Annotated in this window: 16 protein-coding genes; 11 read left to right on the plus strand and 5 right to left on the minus strand. The window is 51.7% G+C overall.

From position 1 onward, the window contains the following. Positions 1–195: 195 nt before the first annotated feature. The gene (locus tag EQG79_RS28910) at positions 196–738 is read right to left on the minus strand and encodes a Rossmann-fold NAD(P)-binding domain-containing protein (protein WP_129606453.1); all 543 of its coding nucleotides are present in this window, start codon (positions 736–738) and stop codon (positions 196–198) included. Here EQG79_RS28910 and EQG79_RS28915 point away from each other — a divergent pair. Then, positions 690–1,340, plus strand: a complete 651-nt coding sequence (locus EQG79_RS28915) for a DinB/UmuC family translesion DNA polymerase (protein ID WP_129606455.1) — start codon at positions 690–692, stop codon at positions 1,338–1,340. The two genes, EQG79_RS28910 and EQG79_RS28915, sit on opposite strands and share 49 nt — an antisense overlap. 333 nt (positions 1,341–1,673) lie before the next feature. Further along, positions 1,674–1,886, plus strand: a complete 213-nt coding sequence (locus tag EQG79_RS28920) for a hypothetical protein (RefSeq protein WP_129606457.1) — start codon at positions 1,674–1,676, stop codon at positions 1,884–1,886. 19 nt (positions 1,887–1,905) lie between these two features. Here the strand turns inward: EQG79_RS28920 and EQG79_RS28925 are convergent, their stop codons facing one another. Next, positions 1,906–2,337: a BLUF domain-containing protein gene (locus EQG79_RS28925; protein WP_129606459.1), complete on the minus strand. Its 432-nt coding sequence runs from the start codon at positions 2,335–2,337 to the stop codon at positions 1,906–1,908. Between the two features lie 54 nt (positions 2,338–2,391). On the opposite strand from EQG79_RS28925, the gene mobC reads away from it, so the two are divergent. Beyond that, positions 2,392–2,541: a plasmid mobilization relaxosome protein MobC gene (gene mobC, locus EQG79_RS28930; RefSeq protein WP_262708646.1), complete on the plus strand. Its 150-nt coding sequence runs from the start codon at positions 2,392–2,394 to the stop codon at positions 2,539–2,541. Between the two features lie 101 nt (positions 2,542–2,642). Continuing rightward, positions 2,643–2,891, plus strand: coding sequence for a hypothetical protein (locus tag EQG79_RS28935; RefSeq protein ID WP_129606461.1), 249 nt, complete (start codon positions 2,643–2,645; stop codon positions 2,889–2,891). Between the two features lie 1,635 nt (positions 2,892–4,526). Here the strand turns inward: EQG79_RS28935 and EQG79_RS28940 are convergent. Further along, positions 4,527–4,964, minus strand: a complete 438-nt coding sequence (locus EQG79_RS28940) for a hypothetical protein (protein ID WP_129606463.1) — start codon at positions 4,962–4,964, stop codon at positions 4,527–4,529. Positions 4,965–5,216: 252 nt separating this feature from the next. Between EQG79_RS28940 and EQG79_RS28945 the strand changes: the two genes are divergently transcribed. From EQG79_RS28945 to EQG79_RS28970, 6 genes are all read left to right on the plus strand, one after another. Next, on the plus strand, positions 5,217–6,164 hold the full coding sequence (locus EQG79_RS28945; RefSeq protein WP_129606465.1) for a hypothetical protein: 948 nt from the start codon (positions 5,217–5,219) through the stop codon (positions 6,162–6,164). A gap of 153 nt (positions 6,165–6,317) precedes the next feature. Beyond that, a complete protein-coding gene (locus EQG79_RS28950; RefSeq protein WP_129606467.1) occupies positions 6,318–7,172 on the plus strand; it encodes a LytR/AlgR family response regulator transcription factor in 855 nt (284 codons plus the stop codon). Positions 7,173–7,295: 123 nt separating this feature from the next. Continuing rightward, entirely contained in the window at positions 7,296–7,850 is a 555-nt protein-coding gene (locus EQG79_RS28955; protein ID WP_129606469.1) for a hypothetical protein, read from the plus strand. Positions 7,851–7,875: 25 nt separating this feature from the next. Beyond that, complete coding sequence (locus EQG79_RS28960) at positions 7,876–8,877, plus strand: alpha/beta fold hydrolase (RefSeq protein WP_129606470.1); 1,002 nt, start codon at positions 7,876–7,878, stop codon at positions 8,875–8,877. 12 nt (positions 8,878–8,889) lie between these two features. Then, the gene (locus EQG79_RS28965; RefSeq protein ID WP_129606472.1) at positions 8,890–10,086 is read left to right on the plus strand and encodes a DUF418 domain-containing protein; all 1,197 of its coding nucleotides are present in this window, start codon (positions 8,890–8,892) and stop codon (positions 10,084–10,086) included. A 131-nt stretch (positions 10,087–10,217) separates the two neighbouring features. After that, positions 10,218–11,576, plus strand: coding sequence for a hypothetical protein (locus tag EQG79_RS28970; protein WP_129606474.1), 1,359 nt, complete (start codon positions 10,218–10,220; stop codon positions 11,574–11,576). Positions 11,577–11,610: 34 nt separating this feature from the next. On the opposite strand, the gene EQG79_RS28975 is transcribed toward EQG79_RS28970, so the two are convergent. Both EQG79_RS28975 and EQG79_RS28980 read right to left on the minus strand, forming a co-directional pair. Then, the gene (locus EQG79_RS28975; RefSeq protein ID WP_165358978.1) at positions 11,611–11,910 is read right to left on the minus strand and encodes a hypothetical protein; all 300 of its coding nucleotides are present in this window, start codon (positions 11,908–11,910) and stop codon (positions 11,611–11,613) included. 576 nt (positions 11,911–12,486) lie between these two features. Beyond that, complete coding sequence (locus tag EQG79_RS28980) at positions 12,487–13,047, minus strand: heme NO-binding domain-containing protein (RefSeq protein ID WP_129606478.1); 561 nt, start codon at positions 13,045–13,047, stop codon at positions 12,487–12,489. Between the two features lie 480 nt (positions 13,048–13,527). Between EQG79_RS28980 and EQG79_RS28985 the strand changes: the two genes are divergently transcribed. After that, positions 13,528–14,433: an alpha/beta fold hydrolase gene (locus EQG79_RS28985; RefSeq protein ID WP_129606480.1), complete on the plus strand. Its 906-nt coding sequence runs from the start codon at positions 13,528–13,530 to the stop codon at positions 14,431–14,433. The last annotated feature ends 796 nt before the right edge of the window (positions 14,434–15,229 follow it).

Genomic DNA, 15,229 nt, shown 5'->3' on the forward strand with positions numbered 1-15,229 from the left:
AAAAAGGCCATCGTACAATAAATATACCCTTTGGGAATCTCGACATGCAGTCTTTCGGCCACTACCGATAGGCCGATACTACGCAAAAAAGACAGGGTCAGCATCTTGAACCACGGGTGGCGGTTAGCTCATCGTTTACGCACGCCCCGTGGTAGCTGGATTCCGGCTTGCTATAGCTATACCCCGGACATGGGATCAAGCAGCGAAATAATGTCCCTGCTTCAGATCAGCTAGTACGGTGGCATGGGTGGGTTGCCAGTCCAATTGCTGTTGGGTGAGGGCGCTTGATGCCGAACAATCGACGCTGAAAAAAGCACTAATCCAGCCGAAATGCTCGGTGGCCTCTTCGGACGTAATGGTCGTAGTGGGTATGTTCAGGTGATGGCCAATTACCTCGGCCAGCTCCCGAACGGGTACGCCTTCATCACTGACGCCATGATACACGCCCCCGGCGGTACCTTTTTCCAACGCCAGTCGAAACAGCCGGGCGGCATCGAGCCGATGCACCGCCGACCATCGGCTGCTGCCATCCCCGACATAGGCTGATACCCCTTTGTCGCGGGCAATCCGAATCAACGTCGGCACAAAAGCGTAATCGCCTTCACCGTGCACCGAGGGGGGGAGCCGCACTACCGACGAACGTACTCCCTGCCCGGCAAGCGACTGAATCAGTTGTTCGGAAGGGATAAGTGGGGCCGACGGAGCGTTGGAATCAGGCGCGTCGATTTCGGTCGCCACGCGCCCCGGAGTTACCCTGCAAACTACTGAAGCTGGACCACCAGCCGAAACAGACCATCTGTACGGCTCCCAGCTTCGGCAAATTAATTCCCAATCTGGCCACCATCACGGAAGCGCTGACCACGCACGTTAGCCGCGCGGCTGAGAAACTACGAAAGCAGGATTCAGCGGCTGGCTCCCTAACGGTCTTTTTCCATACGAACCGCTTTCGAAAAACACCTGGCAACGGACTGACCGCCAAACAGTACGCCAACAGCCGAACGGTTGTCCTGCCCCACGCCACCAGCAGCACCGCCGAGCTGGTCGGTTACGCCCAAGCGGCCCTGCAAGCCATTTATGCGTTGGGATGCGAGTATCAGAAAGTAGGGGTGATTCTGTCTGGCCTCGTTCCAACTGGCCACCAGCAGCAGGCGCTGTTCACGGATGCACCTGATCAGCGGCTGGTCAGCTTATCGAAAGTGGTTGACAGGATTAACCACCGGTACGGCCGCGACCGAGTCAGGCTGACCAGTGCGGGTTATAATCCTGAATGGCATCACAAACGCCAGCACTTGTCCCCTGGCTATACGACTCAGTGGAAGGAGATTTTGACAGCTTTATGACGATCTTCATCGAACAGTTTAATGTGTACAAAGCTAATACCATTTACAGCTTAGAGAATCTTGAAACTGGCAGATGTATTCCAGCGTATTTTGAGAGTAAGCACGCATTAGCCGTTTCATATAATATCCACCATTTGGCAGTGTCGATCCGTTTGGAACACGGTTTAATATTTGTATTATAATTAGTCAAGTTGCATACGAATTCTTATGTTGTTTGACTTTTCTAAGATCATGTCCTCTAGACAGGCCCTCGAAACAGACCCGATTGTACGTTGGAAAGGGGAGAGGGATTCTAGTGTTATGTAGCGCGTCAATAAAACCATCGGCCAGCATTTGAATGAGAATCTACGCCAATACGCTCACCAACAACTTAAGAAGGGCGATCAACCGCCAGCTCGTCAGGAAGACTTACGGCCCGAAATCGACGATCCAAAGACGGTCATTGCTCGACTGGCTAATCAGCGGGAGGAAGAACTACGGGTTACACAAGAAGCCGTCGAGCAATGCCCTGGCAGTTTGCGCCAATGGTTATTTGGCAAAAAGTAATCAAACTCTGCCAAGCTAGTTAATCATAGCGGTGGGAATCGTAGAACACTTTTATGAGTCGCAGAATTAAAGGTTCATCAGGTTTAATTCTCACCGAGGCATTATGATGCTCATCGAGTACGACCATTCCCTTAATATCTTCCATTTGACGACTGGTAATGGTTTCGTAACCCATTGCCCAATCTGGAAAGAAGCGCTGGTCAATGGGGCGGTTCATCACTCTTGTAATATCAGTGTGTCGACGATCAGCCTGAATGCGTTCAAAAAGAGTTTCAACAGCTTGAGCTTCTCCTTCTAAGACTTGTATAATACTACCCCGCACGTAGAGCAGGATGCCGGAAATACCAGCGTTTGCATTGCTATATCGCCATTTTTCAAGTAGAATCGGTAAGCTACTTTCGTTGAAGGATTCAGTTGATCTGCTGAAATATATAGTGCATCGCTCTTCCATGTGTGTCTAATTTAAAAATGGGCATGTGTAAAAATACGGACAATTATAGCTTAAATAACCCTCAACCAACTAGCCAAGCTAGGCAACAATCTCAACCAGATCGCCCACAAGTCCCACGCCGACGGTATCCGCTCGATTGCCCCTGAAGCCCAACGGCTCTTAGGGCAGTTGAGCGAATTACTCGATAAACCCGTTGAGTCATGATTGCCAAAACGACTATCGGCCGCAGTTTCAAAGGCTGCTGCAGCAGCTGATTGGGCATACAAAACCTAAAACACCTAAAACAGTAATGAACTCAAGACAGAATGACACCTGACCGCAGACTCGATCGACTAGAGCCCGTTATTGCTGATGTCCTTCAAAAAGTTGATCGGTTGATCGAAGGACAAGGTCAGATTATCAGTGAGGTCTCCAAAATAGCTCGTATTGAGATCAACACAGACGCAACTGCCGAAACAGTAGCTAAGCTAACTGTGTCCACTCAGCGTCAATATCAAGAGCTAAAGACAGGCCAAGAAGCTATGTTGCAATATTTACGGGAAAAACTTCCCTGACCCATTAACCGGAATGGAAACGGGCAATGCTGAGGAGCAATTCGCCAGGGATAGGTTAATTCACGTACTACCCGTATTGTGGTGCCCCGGATTGATAGCTCGAAGCCATCCGGGGCTTTTTGTTGATCCAGCACTCAACAGCGATTGACTAAGGGGGATAACTGATTGACGTATATACAGCCGTAGCTGGTCGAAACCCCCTATTTTGTGCGCCAACCTTAAACAGTAAAGCGGACCCGCTAGGCGGTGAGTTAGTAGTGATAGGTTTTTTTTAGGCATTGTCACCCCTAACTGTACGGTTAGACGTTGCCTTTTTAGCTGGATCCCGTAACAGGGTGCGCTCTACTTCTGGGGGCAAATTACACTGTTTGCTCACTTGCCGGATATAGCTAATGAGTAGCTTGTCAAAATCTTCTTTGGTGAGTTTAGATTGCATAGCAGTAGGTTAGGTTGGTACATGTAACCCTTTGACCGCTAGCAACTAATGTATTGTTTTTGGGGCGGTACAGTTAGGGGCGACCTATGCCTGAAAGAACCTACGGGGTTTGGGGCAGAAAGCCCCATCCATAAATACAGCGTCGCAGACACCATTTAATATATTTCCACTTATATAACAGCTCAAATATAATCTCTTAATAACCCGATGTAGCCATGCATTTTTTGAAAATAGTACTCCTCAGCAGCTCAATAAGCGGATTGGCAGGATGCTTTGCCATGCGCTCGAACGTCATCTCTGAGACTACCCTACGGACCCAACGACAGGGATTTGTCTCTAAAGCTAAACCCGAGACACGGCCTGCTTCCTTCACTCGAATTTTAGTCGTGTTAAAGCTGCGTCGACCTAATGATCGATACGCCCAGCAATTTCACCAGGCTTTCCCGGCTAACTATCAAGTTTGTACTGTCTTACTGGACCAGTATCAACCAGCAACCTATGCGGAGGAAATAAGAAAACGGGGAAACGACTGCCAAAGCGAGGTGGTGCTGACGGTCGAACGGACCTACAAAGGAAGCTTTCTATCCTTAGACGCTCCTGATGGGGATAACTTATCCCAGTTTAGTTTTGACATGCGGTCCATGGCTACCAATGAGTCTTTCTGGCGGGGTGCGGCCTCTACGCCTTCCCGCCGGGGCGAATACTTCTCAGCCCGTACTATCGTATCCCGACTGTTACGTGATGGGGTTATCAGTGATAAACCGAATACCCCCCGGAAGCTTCATTAAGTTTTATACCCTGAGCGCCGTTCTGTTTCACTTTTTTTTGAGAAAGTTACTCACTCGACAAAGCGTTCAATTTCTATTTTTATTCTCCTAACATATTGTTCACTTATGCAACTTGACCGAGAAAATTTTTATTTTCAAAGCAACAAATTAGTTAAAAAGATGTGCAGGGAACCGCCCCTACTGGCTATACAATGACAAATGAGTCAAACTTTTCACGGATCAGTTGGTAAGCTAGGAAAATTTCGAATTCTCAATTAACGCTCTCACCTGAGACGAAGGAACTTGCATGTATTATCTCAGATAACCGGACCTTTTCTTAGTCGTTTTGAAGCTTTTAGGGCAAGGGTCAGACTATTTCAGAATTTCAGGATATGCGTCCATTCGGTGAAGCGCTTCTACATCCCCCGTCGACTATTGCCAGTATAGGAAGGTATCCATAGCCTCGTAGGCTATGACCACAATAAATACGATGACGAGGGTGTACAACATGGCGAGGCCAAACCGGACGATGTTTAACTCAAAGCCGGGTAGATCAATGGCCCAGAATACGCCGTACAGCAGCGTCGCATTAATGCTCGACGACGTACCTGTTAAGCCAAACCGAATAAGTGCGGGCTTGATATATCGTTTTGGGTCGGTGAGTCGGCGGTTTGTAAAGAGTGCTATATAGTTGTTGATAAGCCAGTTGACGAACGATTCAACGAAAACGATGCCCGTTGCTGCCCCAAACGTTGTCCAGTTGTCCCAGTAGGCATGGCCGATCATGATCCAGTCGAGCAGACCGATGTACATGGGCAATACGATCAACTGCATTAGCGAGTCGTAGCGGGAGTAGTTCAGTGTTTTCATACGTGAGGCCGGGCAACAGGTGCGTAATCAAAACTAAAACTCCACGGAATTATTTTGAAATTCACCTAAAGGTATGTACTCAATGCTACTGGGTAGTAAGCCCGCCTGGCTTTACTATCGTTGCACGAAGCGTTGCTAAAAAGCGACTTTTCGATGCTTCACCAAGCCAAAATCCCGGTTCATCGGGCTGTGTCAAGGCTACTGCTGGGTTGCGCGCCAATTTTGAGCCAACAAACAGTAAACAACACTCCCATGATCAAGTCCCTTGCTTCCCTTGCCGTCGTGGCCGTGCTCGTCGCTTCGCTGGTAGCCCTGGGCCTCGCCGACGTACTGACTGACACGGGCGTTACAATGGCGAATATCGAAGCCGCTGCGCTCGCCAACCTTAAAGCCGACGGCTTGTTCTATGTCGAACCCACCGCTCTCATGCGCCGGATAACCCGGCGCATCCCCGCCGACGCGCAAGCCGCCACCGTGCGGGCCCTCGGCAGGGTGGTACGTACCTACGCGGAATCCGACGCATTCAGACAGACATACCGGCAGTCGCTGAGTGAGCAGTACAACGTCGATCAAGCCTACAGCGACGAAAAAATCGCCCAGCGCGAAGCGGAGGTAGGGATGGTCGATGGGGCGGTCGAGGCTCAGACTGCCACCCTGCGCCAAACGATGAGTGCCCTGGACTCAACCATGTTCTACACTGTATTCAAGGCGCAGGTGCCGCAACTGGAAGCGCAGGCCGCAGCCGCCACCGGCACCGAACGTACCCAGCTCACCCAGGAGGTAGCCGACCTGAAGCGGATGCTCGCAGCCAACGCCGGCAAGCCCGCCGAGTTCAAGAAGCAGTACGTGGCCTACCAGGAACAGCGGCTCCGCAAAAGCGGCAAGCAATACGAGGCAAACGCCAGCCAGGAACTCGCTGATGCCAAAATCCACAACGCGGAGTACCGCAAACAGAAAGCTGCCCTCGACGCAGCCAGCGATGTGCGCCCACCGCTTCGGAAGCAACTGCGTGCCTTCGTTGCCCTCTGCGATGAGGTCGATTTCGGGGCAAAGCTCTATGCCAGCAGGTCGAAACAGTACTTCGTGAACCCGGCCTATGAGCGCAAACCCGGCACGTGGAAGCTGCTCTTCCGTATGGGCAAAACCTCGACGATGGCCGCCCGCCAGTCCGCGCAGGAGTGGCTGACCGCGCTGCCGTAATCTTAGCAGTGCCCCAACGTACCTGAAAATAAATACTCTTTACATAAAAAAACGAGGACTATCTCTCTACTATCAACCTGCACCTCTATTGTTTTTCAATTGCCCTTCCTGTAATTGACAATGTAACACGAAGGCATTAAGTTATTAACGAACATGAAATCAACTTATAACGACCGTTGGTTGATAATAACCGGTAGCCTGCTACTCGGTTATTTTTTTGCGACAATAGGCCAGGATGAGGGCCTATTTGCCTTGTGGAGCCGCCCCGACTATGCCCGGGATTTGATCGGGGCAGCCCTGATGACGGGGCCCGTTTGGGGGGTGGTGCGGTCGGCAACCGTCTGGTTAGATCACCGATACGATTGGTTTGCGCAACCCGCCCGCCGATTTGCTGGGCAGTTCATGCTGGGATTTATGGGGCCGGTGATCCTGTCTGCGGGGTTGGCAGCGCTCTATTTTCGGTTTGTGGTGGGGCAACCCATTGCCGAGTCAAGCTATCCCGTTTATGAATTTCCGATCAGCGTGTTGGTAATTGGCCTATTCAACCTGCTGTATTTCAGTCTCTATCTCTACCAGAAGGCCACAACGCCCCCACCCTCTCCTGCGAAACCCGAACCGGAATTGGAATTGGTTAAATCTCCTGAACCACCAACCGTAACCACCACACGAAAAACGCTGATCGTGAGCAGCGGGCTACGAAACGTGCCGGTGTTTATAGACGACGTGGCCTATATCTATATCGACGAAGCCACCCTATTTCTGCACACCTTTTCGGGAAGCAAATATGTCGTCAATAACTCGCTTGATGAACTGAGCCGCGACCTACCGAGCGACGTTTTTTTTCGGGTCAATCGCCAATTCATTATTCATCGCAGGGCTTGTAGTTCCTACCTCAACGACACCTACGGCAAGGTGAAAGTGGAAGTAAAACCCGCGCTGCCCCGCGACATTATGGTGAGCCAACAACGGACGCCGGAGTTCAAAAAATGGCTCGAAGAAGGCTTCTGATTCACCCTAAAAACCACCTGATTCGGATGTATTCTCCCCTGATTCGCCCAATACAACCCATTTACTAACAGGCGGTTGACTAATCTCACTCTACGTTTGCATTGTAAAACAACAACCAATACAATGAAACTATTTCTGTACTCCATCGCCCTGCTCACCGTCGGCCTGACCCTGGCACAAGGGCAATCAATTCGCCTGGGTTACTACGGCGAAACCGTGACCCACTACGGCCTCAAGGTCGCCTACGAGCGTCCTGTCTGGGGGCATGTCAACGTCCGCAATCAGGCGACCAAACAATTCCTGATTGCCCCCAGCCTGGCCGCTTACCGGCACCCGAAAAACCACATCGGCTTCATTCTATCGCCGGAGTTAACCTACCGGCGCGTGGGCCGTCGAGGTGGGCTGTTCGATCTGTGCGTTGCCCCCGCCTACTTCCGCTACTTCCTCGACGGCACCACATATCAGGCCAAGGCGGATGGCGACTTCGAGCGCGTTCGGCTGGCGGGTGGCAGCGCATTTATGCCCACGGTTTCGGTAGGGGTTGGGCGCGACTTGTCGGTGAAACACCACCTGCCCTTGAGTTGGTACACCCGCCTGAACCTTATGCAGCAGCGGCCTTACAACACGGGCGAACTCAAACGATTTGCCCTGGAAGCAGGGGTTATTCTTAATCAGTAACAACAATCTTTCTCTTTTGAGAATTATGAAAACGATTTATATACTCCTCTCTTTCTGTCTGCTGCTGAGCCTGTTGGCCTGTGGCGACCGCGACGTAGTGAAACCTACCGAGCAAACAACCCTCTTCCTCCGCAACAAAGGGGCCGACATGCCTATCTGGATCAGCGGCAACTCACAATCCAACAAGATCGTTCTGTTTGTTCACGGCGGTCCGGGCGACTGCGCTATGTGTTACCGCTACTACCTCAAGGGTATCGAAAAAGACGCGATGGTGGCCTACTGGGATCAGCGCGTGGCGGGTTCCTCGTCGGGCAAGGTATCCGAGAGCACATTGCGGTATACGCAATTTGGCGAAGACATGGAACTGGTGGTGAAGCTGCTCAAAAAGCAGTACCCACAGGCCAAAATCTACCTACTTGGCCACAGCTTTGGGGTGGAGTTGGTGTGGCAGTTTCTAACCACGGGCAACAACCAGCAACAGGTGTCAGGGGCAATGGTCGTAAACGGTATGTACTCCTACTACAACTGGCTATACAATGTTCGCGAATGGGCGTTGCGGGAGGCCCGTTTGAAGAAAAACACCGAAGCCGAGACGTACCTGCTGGCCAACCCTGTCACGCCTGAAAACACGGCCACCATCGACTGGGAGGGTATTTACCGCTGGATGTACGAGCTCGACGGCAACCCCGTTTCGCTCTTCGACAACAACAAATACGTCATCAACTATGCCTTCAATTCGCCCAACACGGCCCTGGCCCAATTCACCCACGGGAAGGCCTATATGTACTATGGCGAAGTGGATAGCCGCACGTTCGAGAAAGGGCCGCTGCTGAAGAACATCCACATCCCGGTTGCCTTGTTCTGGGGTGTCAAAGACGGGGTGGTACCGATGGAAGTAGGCCGGGCCACCAAGCCCCTCCTCACCAACGCCCGCGTAACGGAAGTCGATTTTGCCGACTCATGGCATGAGCCGTTCGTGACCGAAACCGATAAATTCACTCAGGCTGTAAAGAGTTTTGTACGATAACTTCTTATTAGTATGCTTTCAGAAGCCCCCCCTCAAACAAAAAGCCAGTCCCGCATCGAGCGTATCGACGCACTGCGCGGGCTGGCCCTGCTGGGCATTATCCTGGCCAACATCGGTTCATTCACGGATTATGACGCACTGCCCCCTGCGCAGCGGCAGGCACTGGGTAGCACGTTTCTCAGCGAGATGCTGAATATGCTCAATAACGTACTGATTGAAACCAAGTTTCTGACTATTTTCTCTATCCTGTTTGGCGTAGGATTTTCAGTTATGCTTACCAACGCTCAAACACGGGGGAGTGCTGGTCGGGCCGACAACTTCCGGGCTTATTTCCTGTGGCGCATGACTGTACTACTGCTGATCGGCTGCGTTCATACCTGGCTGCTATGGTGGGGCGATATTCTCCGTAACTACGCTCTCGTTGGTATGCTACTGGTACTAACAGTTAACTGGTCGGACAAGTGGGTGCTGCGGGTTGGCCTCTTTTGCGCCGTGTTTCTAACGGGCACGGTCTTTATTCTGAATGCTGCCCTCTCGCTCCAGCAATACCCCTATGACATTGCGCAAGTCTACCAGGTATTCCGCACAGGTACGTATTGGGACGTTGTGGGCGCCAACTGGACCATTGACCCGCTACACAATTTTGTACAAGACTCGCCCATCACGTTTGCGACTGTAACAGGACGGGTGCTACTGGGCGTTTGGCTGGGCCGGATTGGCTACTTCCGGCATCCCGACCGCTTCCGCCAACTCACCAACCGCTGGCTGGGCTGGGGTTTCAGCGTTGGCGTACTGGCAAGTGTAGCGTTCTGGGCATTACGGCACGGCGTACTTAACCTCGACTCGCCTTGGCTGGTCTGGGTACCATTCGCATTGGCGGGCGGAATGCTACTCCATGCGCTGGCCTACGTAGCCCTGTTTATGCGGCTTTATGAACGAGTACGCAGCCAGCAGTGGTTGCGACTATTTATACCCATAGGCTGTATGTCATTATCAAACTACCTGCTGCAATCGGTATTTGGTGTAGCACTATTCTATGGATGGCCCCACGGGCCGCAACTGATGGGCCAGGTCAACGCAGTGAGCGGAACTGTTATCGCACTGGGCATCTATGCGCTGCAAGTGCTTATGAGCCAATGGTGGCTACATCGCCACGGTCAGGGACCTGTTGAAGGCCTATGGCGATGGTTGGCTCCGGCCCGTGTGTGACCATTCCGTTGTCATCCGTAAGCTCAAAAGCCGCTTCATGAGCGGCTTTTTCCGTTTCATCGGCTTGCCCGTTTTCAACGCACCCACCACCCACCACCTTTGGCTCCGTAAACAATAACTACGAACGAGCCATGAATAAGTTGTATACCCTCTTGCTGAGTCTTACACTCACCGCCTTGTCGGTTGCGTGTAAAGAAGATTCCGATGTCCTTGGCCCCCAAGGCCCCAGCGGACCCGAAACGCCACAAACCCGCCCCGGCAAAGTGTGTGCCGTAGGTACGTTACTGGGCGAAGCGACCACCACCACCATCGGCCCGTCGGGGGGTAAACTAACCACTGCCGACGATCGCCTGATCATTACCGTACCGGCAGGGGCCGTTGAAACGAGTCAGACGTTCAGTATCCAGCCGATCACCAACACCGGTCCGCAGGGGCTGGGCACAGGCTTCCGGCTCGCGCCACACGGCATTACCTTCAAAAAGCCCGTCACGATCAGCGTTCGCTACTCGCCCGAAAGCCTCGACGGCACCGTTGCCGAAGCCTTGGCCCTGGCGTACCAAAACGAGAAAGGTATATGGCGGTTGGCCGCGAAAGGTAAAGTAGATACTACCGCCCACACGGTCAGCGTGGAGACGACGCACTTCAGCGACTGGGCTGTGTTGGAACGGGCCTTTTTGGCTCCCGCAGTCGGGTTTGTAAAACCGGGCGGCAACATCGGTTTAGAGGTGCGTCTGTTGACGAACGAGCTGATCGTGCCTATTCTTCAGGATACCGACGTACCTGAACCGTTTGAGTCGCCTTCGGCCGTTGTGGATTATACGAGCTGGAAGCTCGTTGGGGTGGGGCATTTGGTGCCGGCAGCGTGGAAAGCACTGTACTACGCCCCCAACACGTCGCCCGTCCGCAACCCGGTGGCCGTGACGATTAAACTGAACGGCCCGACTGTGATCGACGGCAAACCCTACGGTGAACTCTGGCTGGTGTCGAACATCTACGTGGGCGACGACGGCATCACCTACCGAATCAACGGCGGCCCCTGGGTTAATACGAAAGTGGCGTTGGGCGGTCAAATCCTGTCGGACCCCACGAAGCCGGGCATGGCTGTTTTTATGGCAAACGGTGGGGGTATCGACAATGGCAAGCCGGTTGGCGTTAATCTGACACAATTCAACCCGCCCTTCGATCAATCCGGCAGCGTTGATTTTGGCTCGATTGGGGGTGTCAGACAGGCCTGGAGTCTCAGCGAAACAGGACCGCAGTTTCTGCTATCCGATCAGGGTGGTGCGTTGATGTATGTGCATTATTACCGGATCGGCAGAGTTGCCTACCCCAGCCCCGGTGCCATCACGATCAGCCAGTTCGGTAAGGTTGGCGAACCAATTACGGGTAAGTTTGAACTCGGCAAAGCAGGTATTATCTACCCAGGCAACGAGGCCCTCAGTACCACGGCCCGCATCGAAGGTTTCTTCCGAATAACCCGCACGAAATAGCTCACTGCCCAATCAACGGCAGGGTCACGATAAACTACCCGTCGGTTTCCTGAATGGTGGGCGTGGGCTGTTTTACCATCTGATACTTTGCCAGGATATTGGCCAGGCCGACCCCGTTGCTCATGACGCGGGTCGGCTTCTTTGGGAGCGTGTTCTGCACCCGCAGTTGCCCCTGCCAATCGGTCTCGATGGCTTTACGCAGGTCGAGGCCGTCGCCGTGGCGGGTTTTCAAGAGGTGGAAATACGAGTGAATTAACGTCAGCTCGGTGTTCAGATTGGAAGTTTCGGGAATATTGACCACCTGATTTCGCTGAAAACTGACCAGGCATTCCACGGCAAAATAACCAGGATATACGGCTGTATATCAGTCTTTTGTTGCAAATGATTCTTTTCTGTCCCTTGGTCAGGTATTCGCGAACTACAGTGCTCTCGATGACTGAAATTACCACGAGAAGGCGACCCGCGTGGCCATCGTAGCGGGTGCGTGTGCCTTGCTTACGACGGGCGTGATGGTCCAGGCCATCCGGGAGCGCCGGTCCAGTCAGTCCACGAAGGCGTGGGGGGGGCTGGCTAGGCAGGAAGCGCTCCCGGAAGGCCAGCTCGTAGCGGCTATCCCTGTCAGTGCGTGGCCATCCTGTGCTTCCAGCCGCTCAGCCAACCCCGCCGGTTGGCTGAGCGGCTGGAGAACTTTTCCTTGCTGAGGCTCGCAACAAGACTAAGAACGACTAGATGTGTACTGCGCCTATCTGGGGGTATTGTCGCCCACATCGACAAGGGCGTCGGTAAGCATAGGTGGGTCGGGTCAGGACCGGCCAAACAGGCTTTGCGTTTATCCTGATTGATCCGACCGGAGCCTGGTTAGGTTGGCGTAGTATTCATTATAGCCTCTTAGGCGGATGAATACGCAGACTCACTCGCTATCGTGGTCATCCGTCTGCCGGACAATGATAAAATCGACCAGGCTACCATCCGCCGATTGGGGAATGCAGGTGATCTGGGCCTGTTCGTTGAAATGGGCCAACGTGCCCTGGATTAACCCGTACGCCAAGTCTGCCATCCGCCGGGTGGATTGGTAGCGCATGTGCAGCGTGTTCGCATCGGGCTGGGCGATGGTAAAGTGAGGTAATTCCGCTTCCGGATATAATTTTTGTACCTCCACATGAATGTAGGCAGGTACCGATGCTAGGAAAGCAAATGCGTCTGGAGCCGTTAGAATAAAATGTTCGTGGGCCGTTAAAAAAGAGCCAAACAGGTATTGGCCAAAGTGCCGGAGCGTTTCGGGCTGGGATTGACCAGACGCTTGGCTGAAGCCTGCCACCAGGCGGTTTAGCTCTTCGGGAGGGTACGTGCCTGTCGAGGTATAGACCCCACCGGAGGGTAGGTCCGTGGTAAGAAGTAGGCTATCCACTAGTGGATAGCCGAACTGATCTTCGATGTGGTTAAGAAATTGGGTAAAGACGATCCCTTTCACAAAATAAAACGTAGTAAGATGTATATGATCACAAACTGGTAAATAACCAACCCCCTGGCCTTATTTTAGTTTAACGTAGTCAGGAAATCGGTACCGTTAGATCAACTAAACGTGTACGTAATCAGTGGATGGATAAACGGTGCTCATCGTGGTGCTACCCAGGCGAAATGGCTGTCGTGGCCAAGTTAGGCTACCGCGCTCTTCTGTCAGCTTGTGATCCCTACAACCTAGTTCACCTCTACGATCCCATATCCCCGGCCGGGCCGCCAAAGTGGTCGGAAATTTGTCGATAAAGGGCATCCACCTGTTTTTTGAGTTAGGTCTAACAGTCTCGCAAAAACGCTCCCAAAATGAGACGAGAAAGCCTCTTTTATCTGCTTTACTACTGAGAGGGCTAGATCGTATCAATTAAAATTAACCATATGATGTGGATTTAAGACCAACCGTGCATCTTTTAGACTACACTAATTTTCTTCCTAAATGAAGAAACTGCTACTACTAATGCTCGGTAGTTTTTGTTTCAGTGCAAATGCACAAAGCCATAAAATTACCCTCGATGGTACCCAAATTGCCCTACGAACCTCAGGATTAGAAACCCGGAAAGAAGGGCAACCTATACTCGTCTTTGAAAGTGGCTTCGGTACTCCAATGGATCACTGGAATCTAATCCTGGATGAAGTTGGCAAGCTAGCACCTACTGTTGTTTATGATCGGCCGGGGGTGGGCGATTCGCAACCGGATCAAGACATGCCCACGGTTAAGAATGTAGCCGGTAAACTCCGCAAACTCTTACAAGCCCTAAACGCCAAGCCTCCGTATATCCTGGTAGGGCATTCACTGGGCGGTGCTTATGTACGAGGCTTTGCGGTCTATTATCCCCAGGAACTGGCAGGCCTGGTTATTATTGACCCGGCCGACTTCACGGAGATGATTGACCATCATGGACAATATATGCGGGATGTTGGCATGAGCCAAGTACAGGTGGATAGTGCATTGGCCCAGCGCCGAGCCCAGCCCTTTAAAGCCAACCCGAAGATGCCCCCTTCACTCCAGGAGGAGTTACAGGTTTTGTTTGACCTAAGACGATCCGAGTGGGCTGAGTTTCGGGATAAACCCCTGCCCAATATACCGATTAGCTTGATCACCAGTGGTCGCTTTGAGCCGTTTCCGGATGCTAAACCGATTGATGAGGCTTTATTTCAGGCCAAGACCAAACATCGGATCGATCGTTGGATACAGTTAGTGACCACCGTGCCTAAAGGGCGTTTTTTTTACAGTGCATCTGCGGGTCACTTTGTTCATCGGGATGACCCTGGTTTAATCATTTCGGCTATAGGGTTGGTCATAAAGGATGCACAACTCAACAAAGCTGAAGTCGGTAAATAGCGTAGGCTCAACTAGACAGATGCCCTTGATATACCACCAGTCCAGGAGGCAGGAAGCTGCGTTTGACTGCTTCATTAAATGGGAGTATCATGAGATTCGAGTATTTTCCATAGTTCGATTGACCAGTACATTTTTAGTCGGTTGTTTGCTTGCGTATATGACTAATGGCATTTGATAGACATTAACATTTCGCTGTCTTTACTTTGAATCATACGGACCATTGCGTGGACCAATTTCTTCCGACGCATTTGGCTGGTAGACCCGCAGGTAGACCTCGACGCCCTGCTCGGTATCCGACCGAAGCGTTTCAACCAACTTGTGGAATAGATACAACAGGGCCTCAATGCGGGACGTCACTTACCACCTCACGATCCGCCCGTGGTTACGGCATCATACCGGCAGATTTATCAACAAGGTAAAGCTAATAGGGTGCTCATGTATGTTATACACCCGCATAGAATGAAGTCATTTTCTTCCAATGAACCATCTGCGGATATCAAGACGCTGGGTATCTAGGTAGTAGAATGCCCTAACCAAAGCCGAACGGGACGGCTACGAGTTGGAATCCCGGTGGGAGCGGGCCAGAATGTTCCGTAACTCCACCAGTCACGTGTTACTGTAAGCTTACGTAGTCACCATTTAGTGAGCAGAAAATTACTTAAACTCGTTTTTAAGTGATATTACTTAAGGGTAACATAATGGTAATATTATACATTAAATGTATATAGTTATATTGTAGTTACACCAAAATAGAATTAAAGGTTTATGGATGATTTCACGCATAAATATGGTGATT

The sequence above is a fragment of the Spirosoma sordidisoli genome, assembly GCF_004138325.1.
Taxonomy (GTDB): Bacteria; Bacteroidota; Bacteroidia; order Cytophagales; family Spirosomataceae; genus Spirosoma; species Spirosoma sordidisoli.

Excerpts from the sequence above, each read along its gene's own strand:
- EQG79_RS28925 (WP_129606459.1), bottom strand. The coding sequence starts at position 2,337 with ATGGAAGAGCGATGCACTATATATTTCAGCAGATCAACTGAATCCTTC.
- EQG79_RS28935 (WP_129606461.1), top strand. The coding sequence starts at position 2,643 with ATGACACCTGACCGCAGACTCGATCGACTAGAGCCCGTTATTGCTGAT.
- EQG79_RS28940 (WP_129606463.1), bottom strand. The coding sequence starts at position 4,964 with ATGAAAACACTGAACTACTCCCGCTACGACTCGCTAATGCAGTTGATC.
- EQG79_RS28945 (WP_129606465.1), top strand. The coding sequence starts at position 5,217 with ATGATCAAGTCCCTTGCTTCCCTTGCCGTCGTGGCCGTGCTCGTCGCT.
- EQG79_RS28950 (WP_129606467.1), top strand. The coding sequence starts at position 6,318 with ATGAAATCAACTTATAACGACCGTTGGTTGATAATAACCGGTAGCCTG.
- EQG79_RS28955 (WP_129606469.1), top strand. The coding sequence starts at position 7,296 with ATGAAACTATTTCTGTACTCCATCGCCCTGCTCACCGTCGGCCTGACC.
- EQG79_RS28960 (WP_129606470.1), top strand. The coding sequence starts at position 7,876 with ATGAAAACGATTTATATACTCCTCTCTTTCTGTCTGCTGCTGAGCCTG.
- EQG79_RS28965 (WP_129606472.1), top strand. The coding sequence starts at position 8,890 with ATGCTTTCAGAAGCCCCCCCTCAAACAAAAAGCCAGTCCCGCATCGAG.
- EQG79_RS28970 (WP_129606474.1), top strand. The coding sequence starts at position 10,218 with ATGAATAAGTTGTATACCCTCTTGCTGAGTCTTACACTCACCGCCTTG.
- EQG79_RS28985 (WP_129606480.1), top strand. The coding sequence starts at position 13,528 with ATGAAGAAACTGCTACTACTAATGCTCGGTAGTTTTTGTTTCAGTGCA.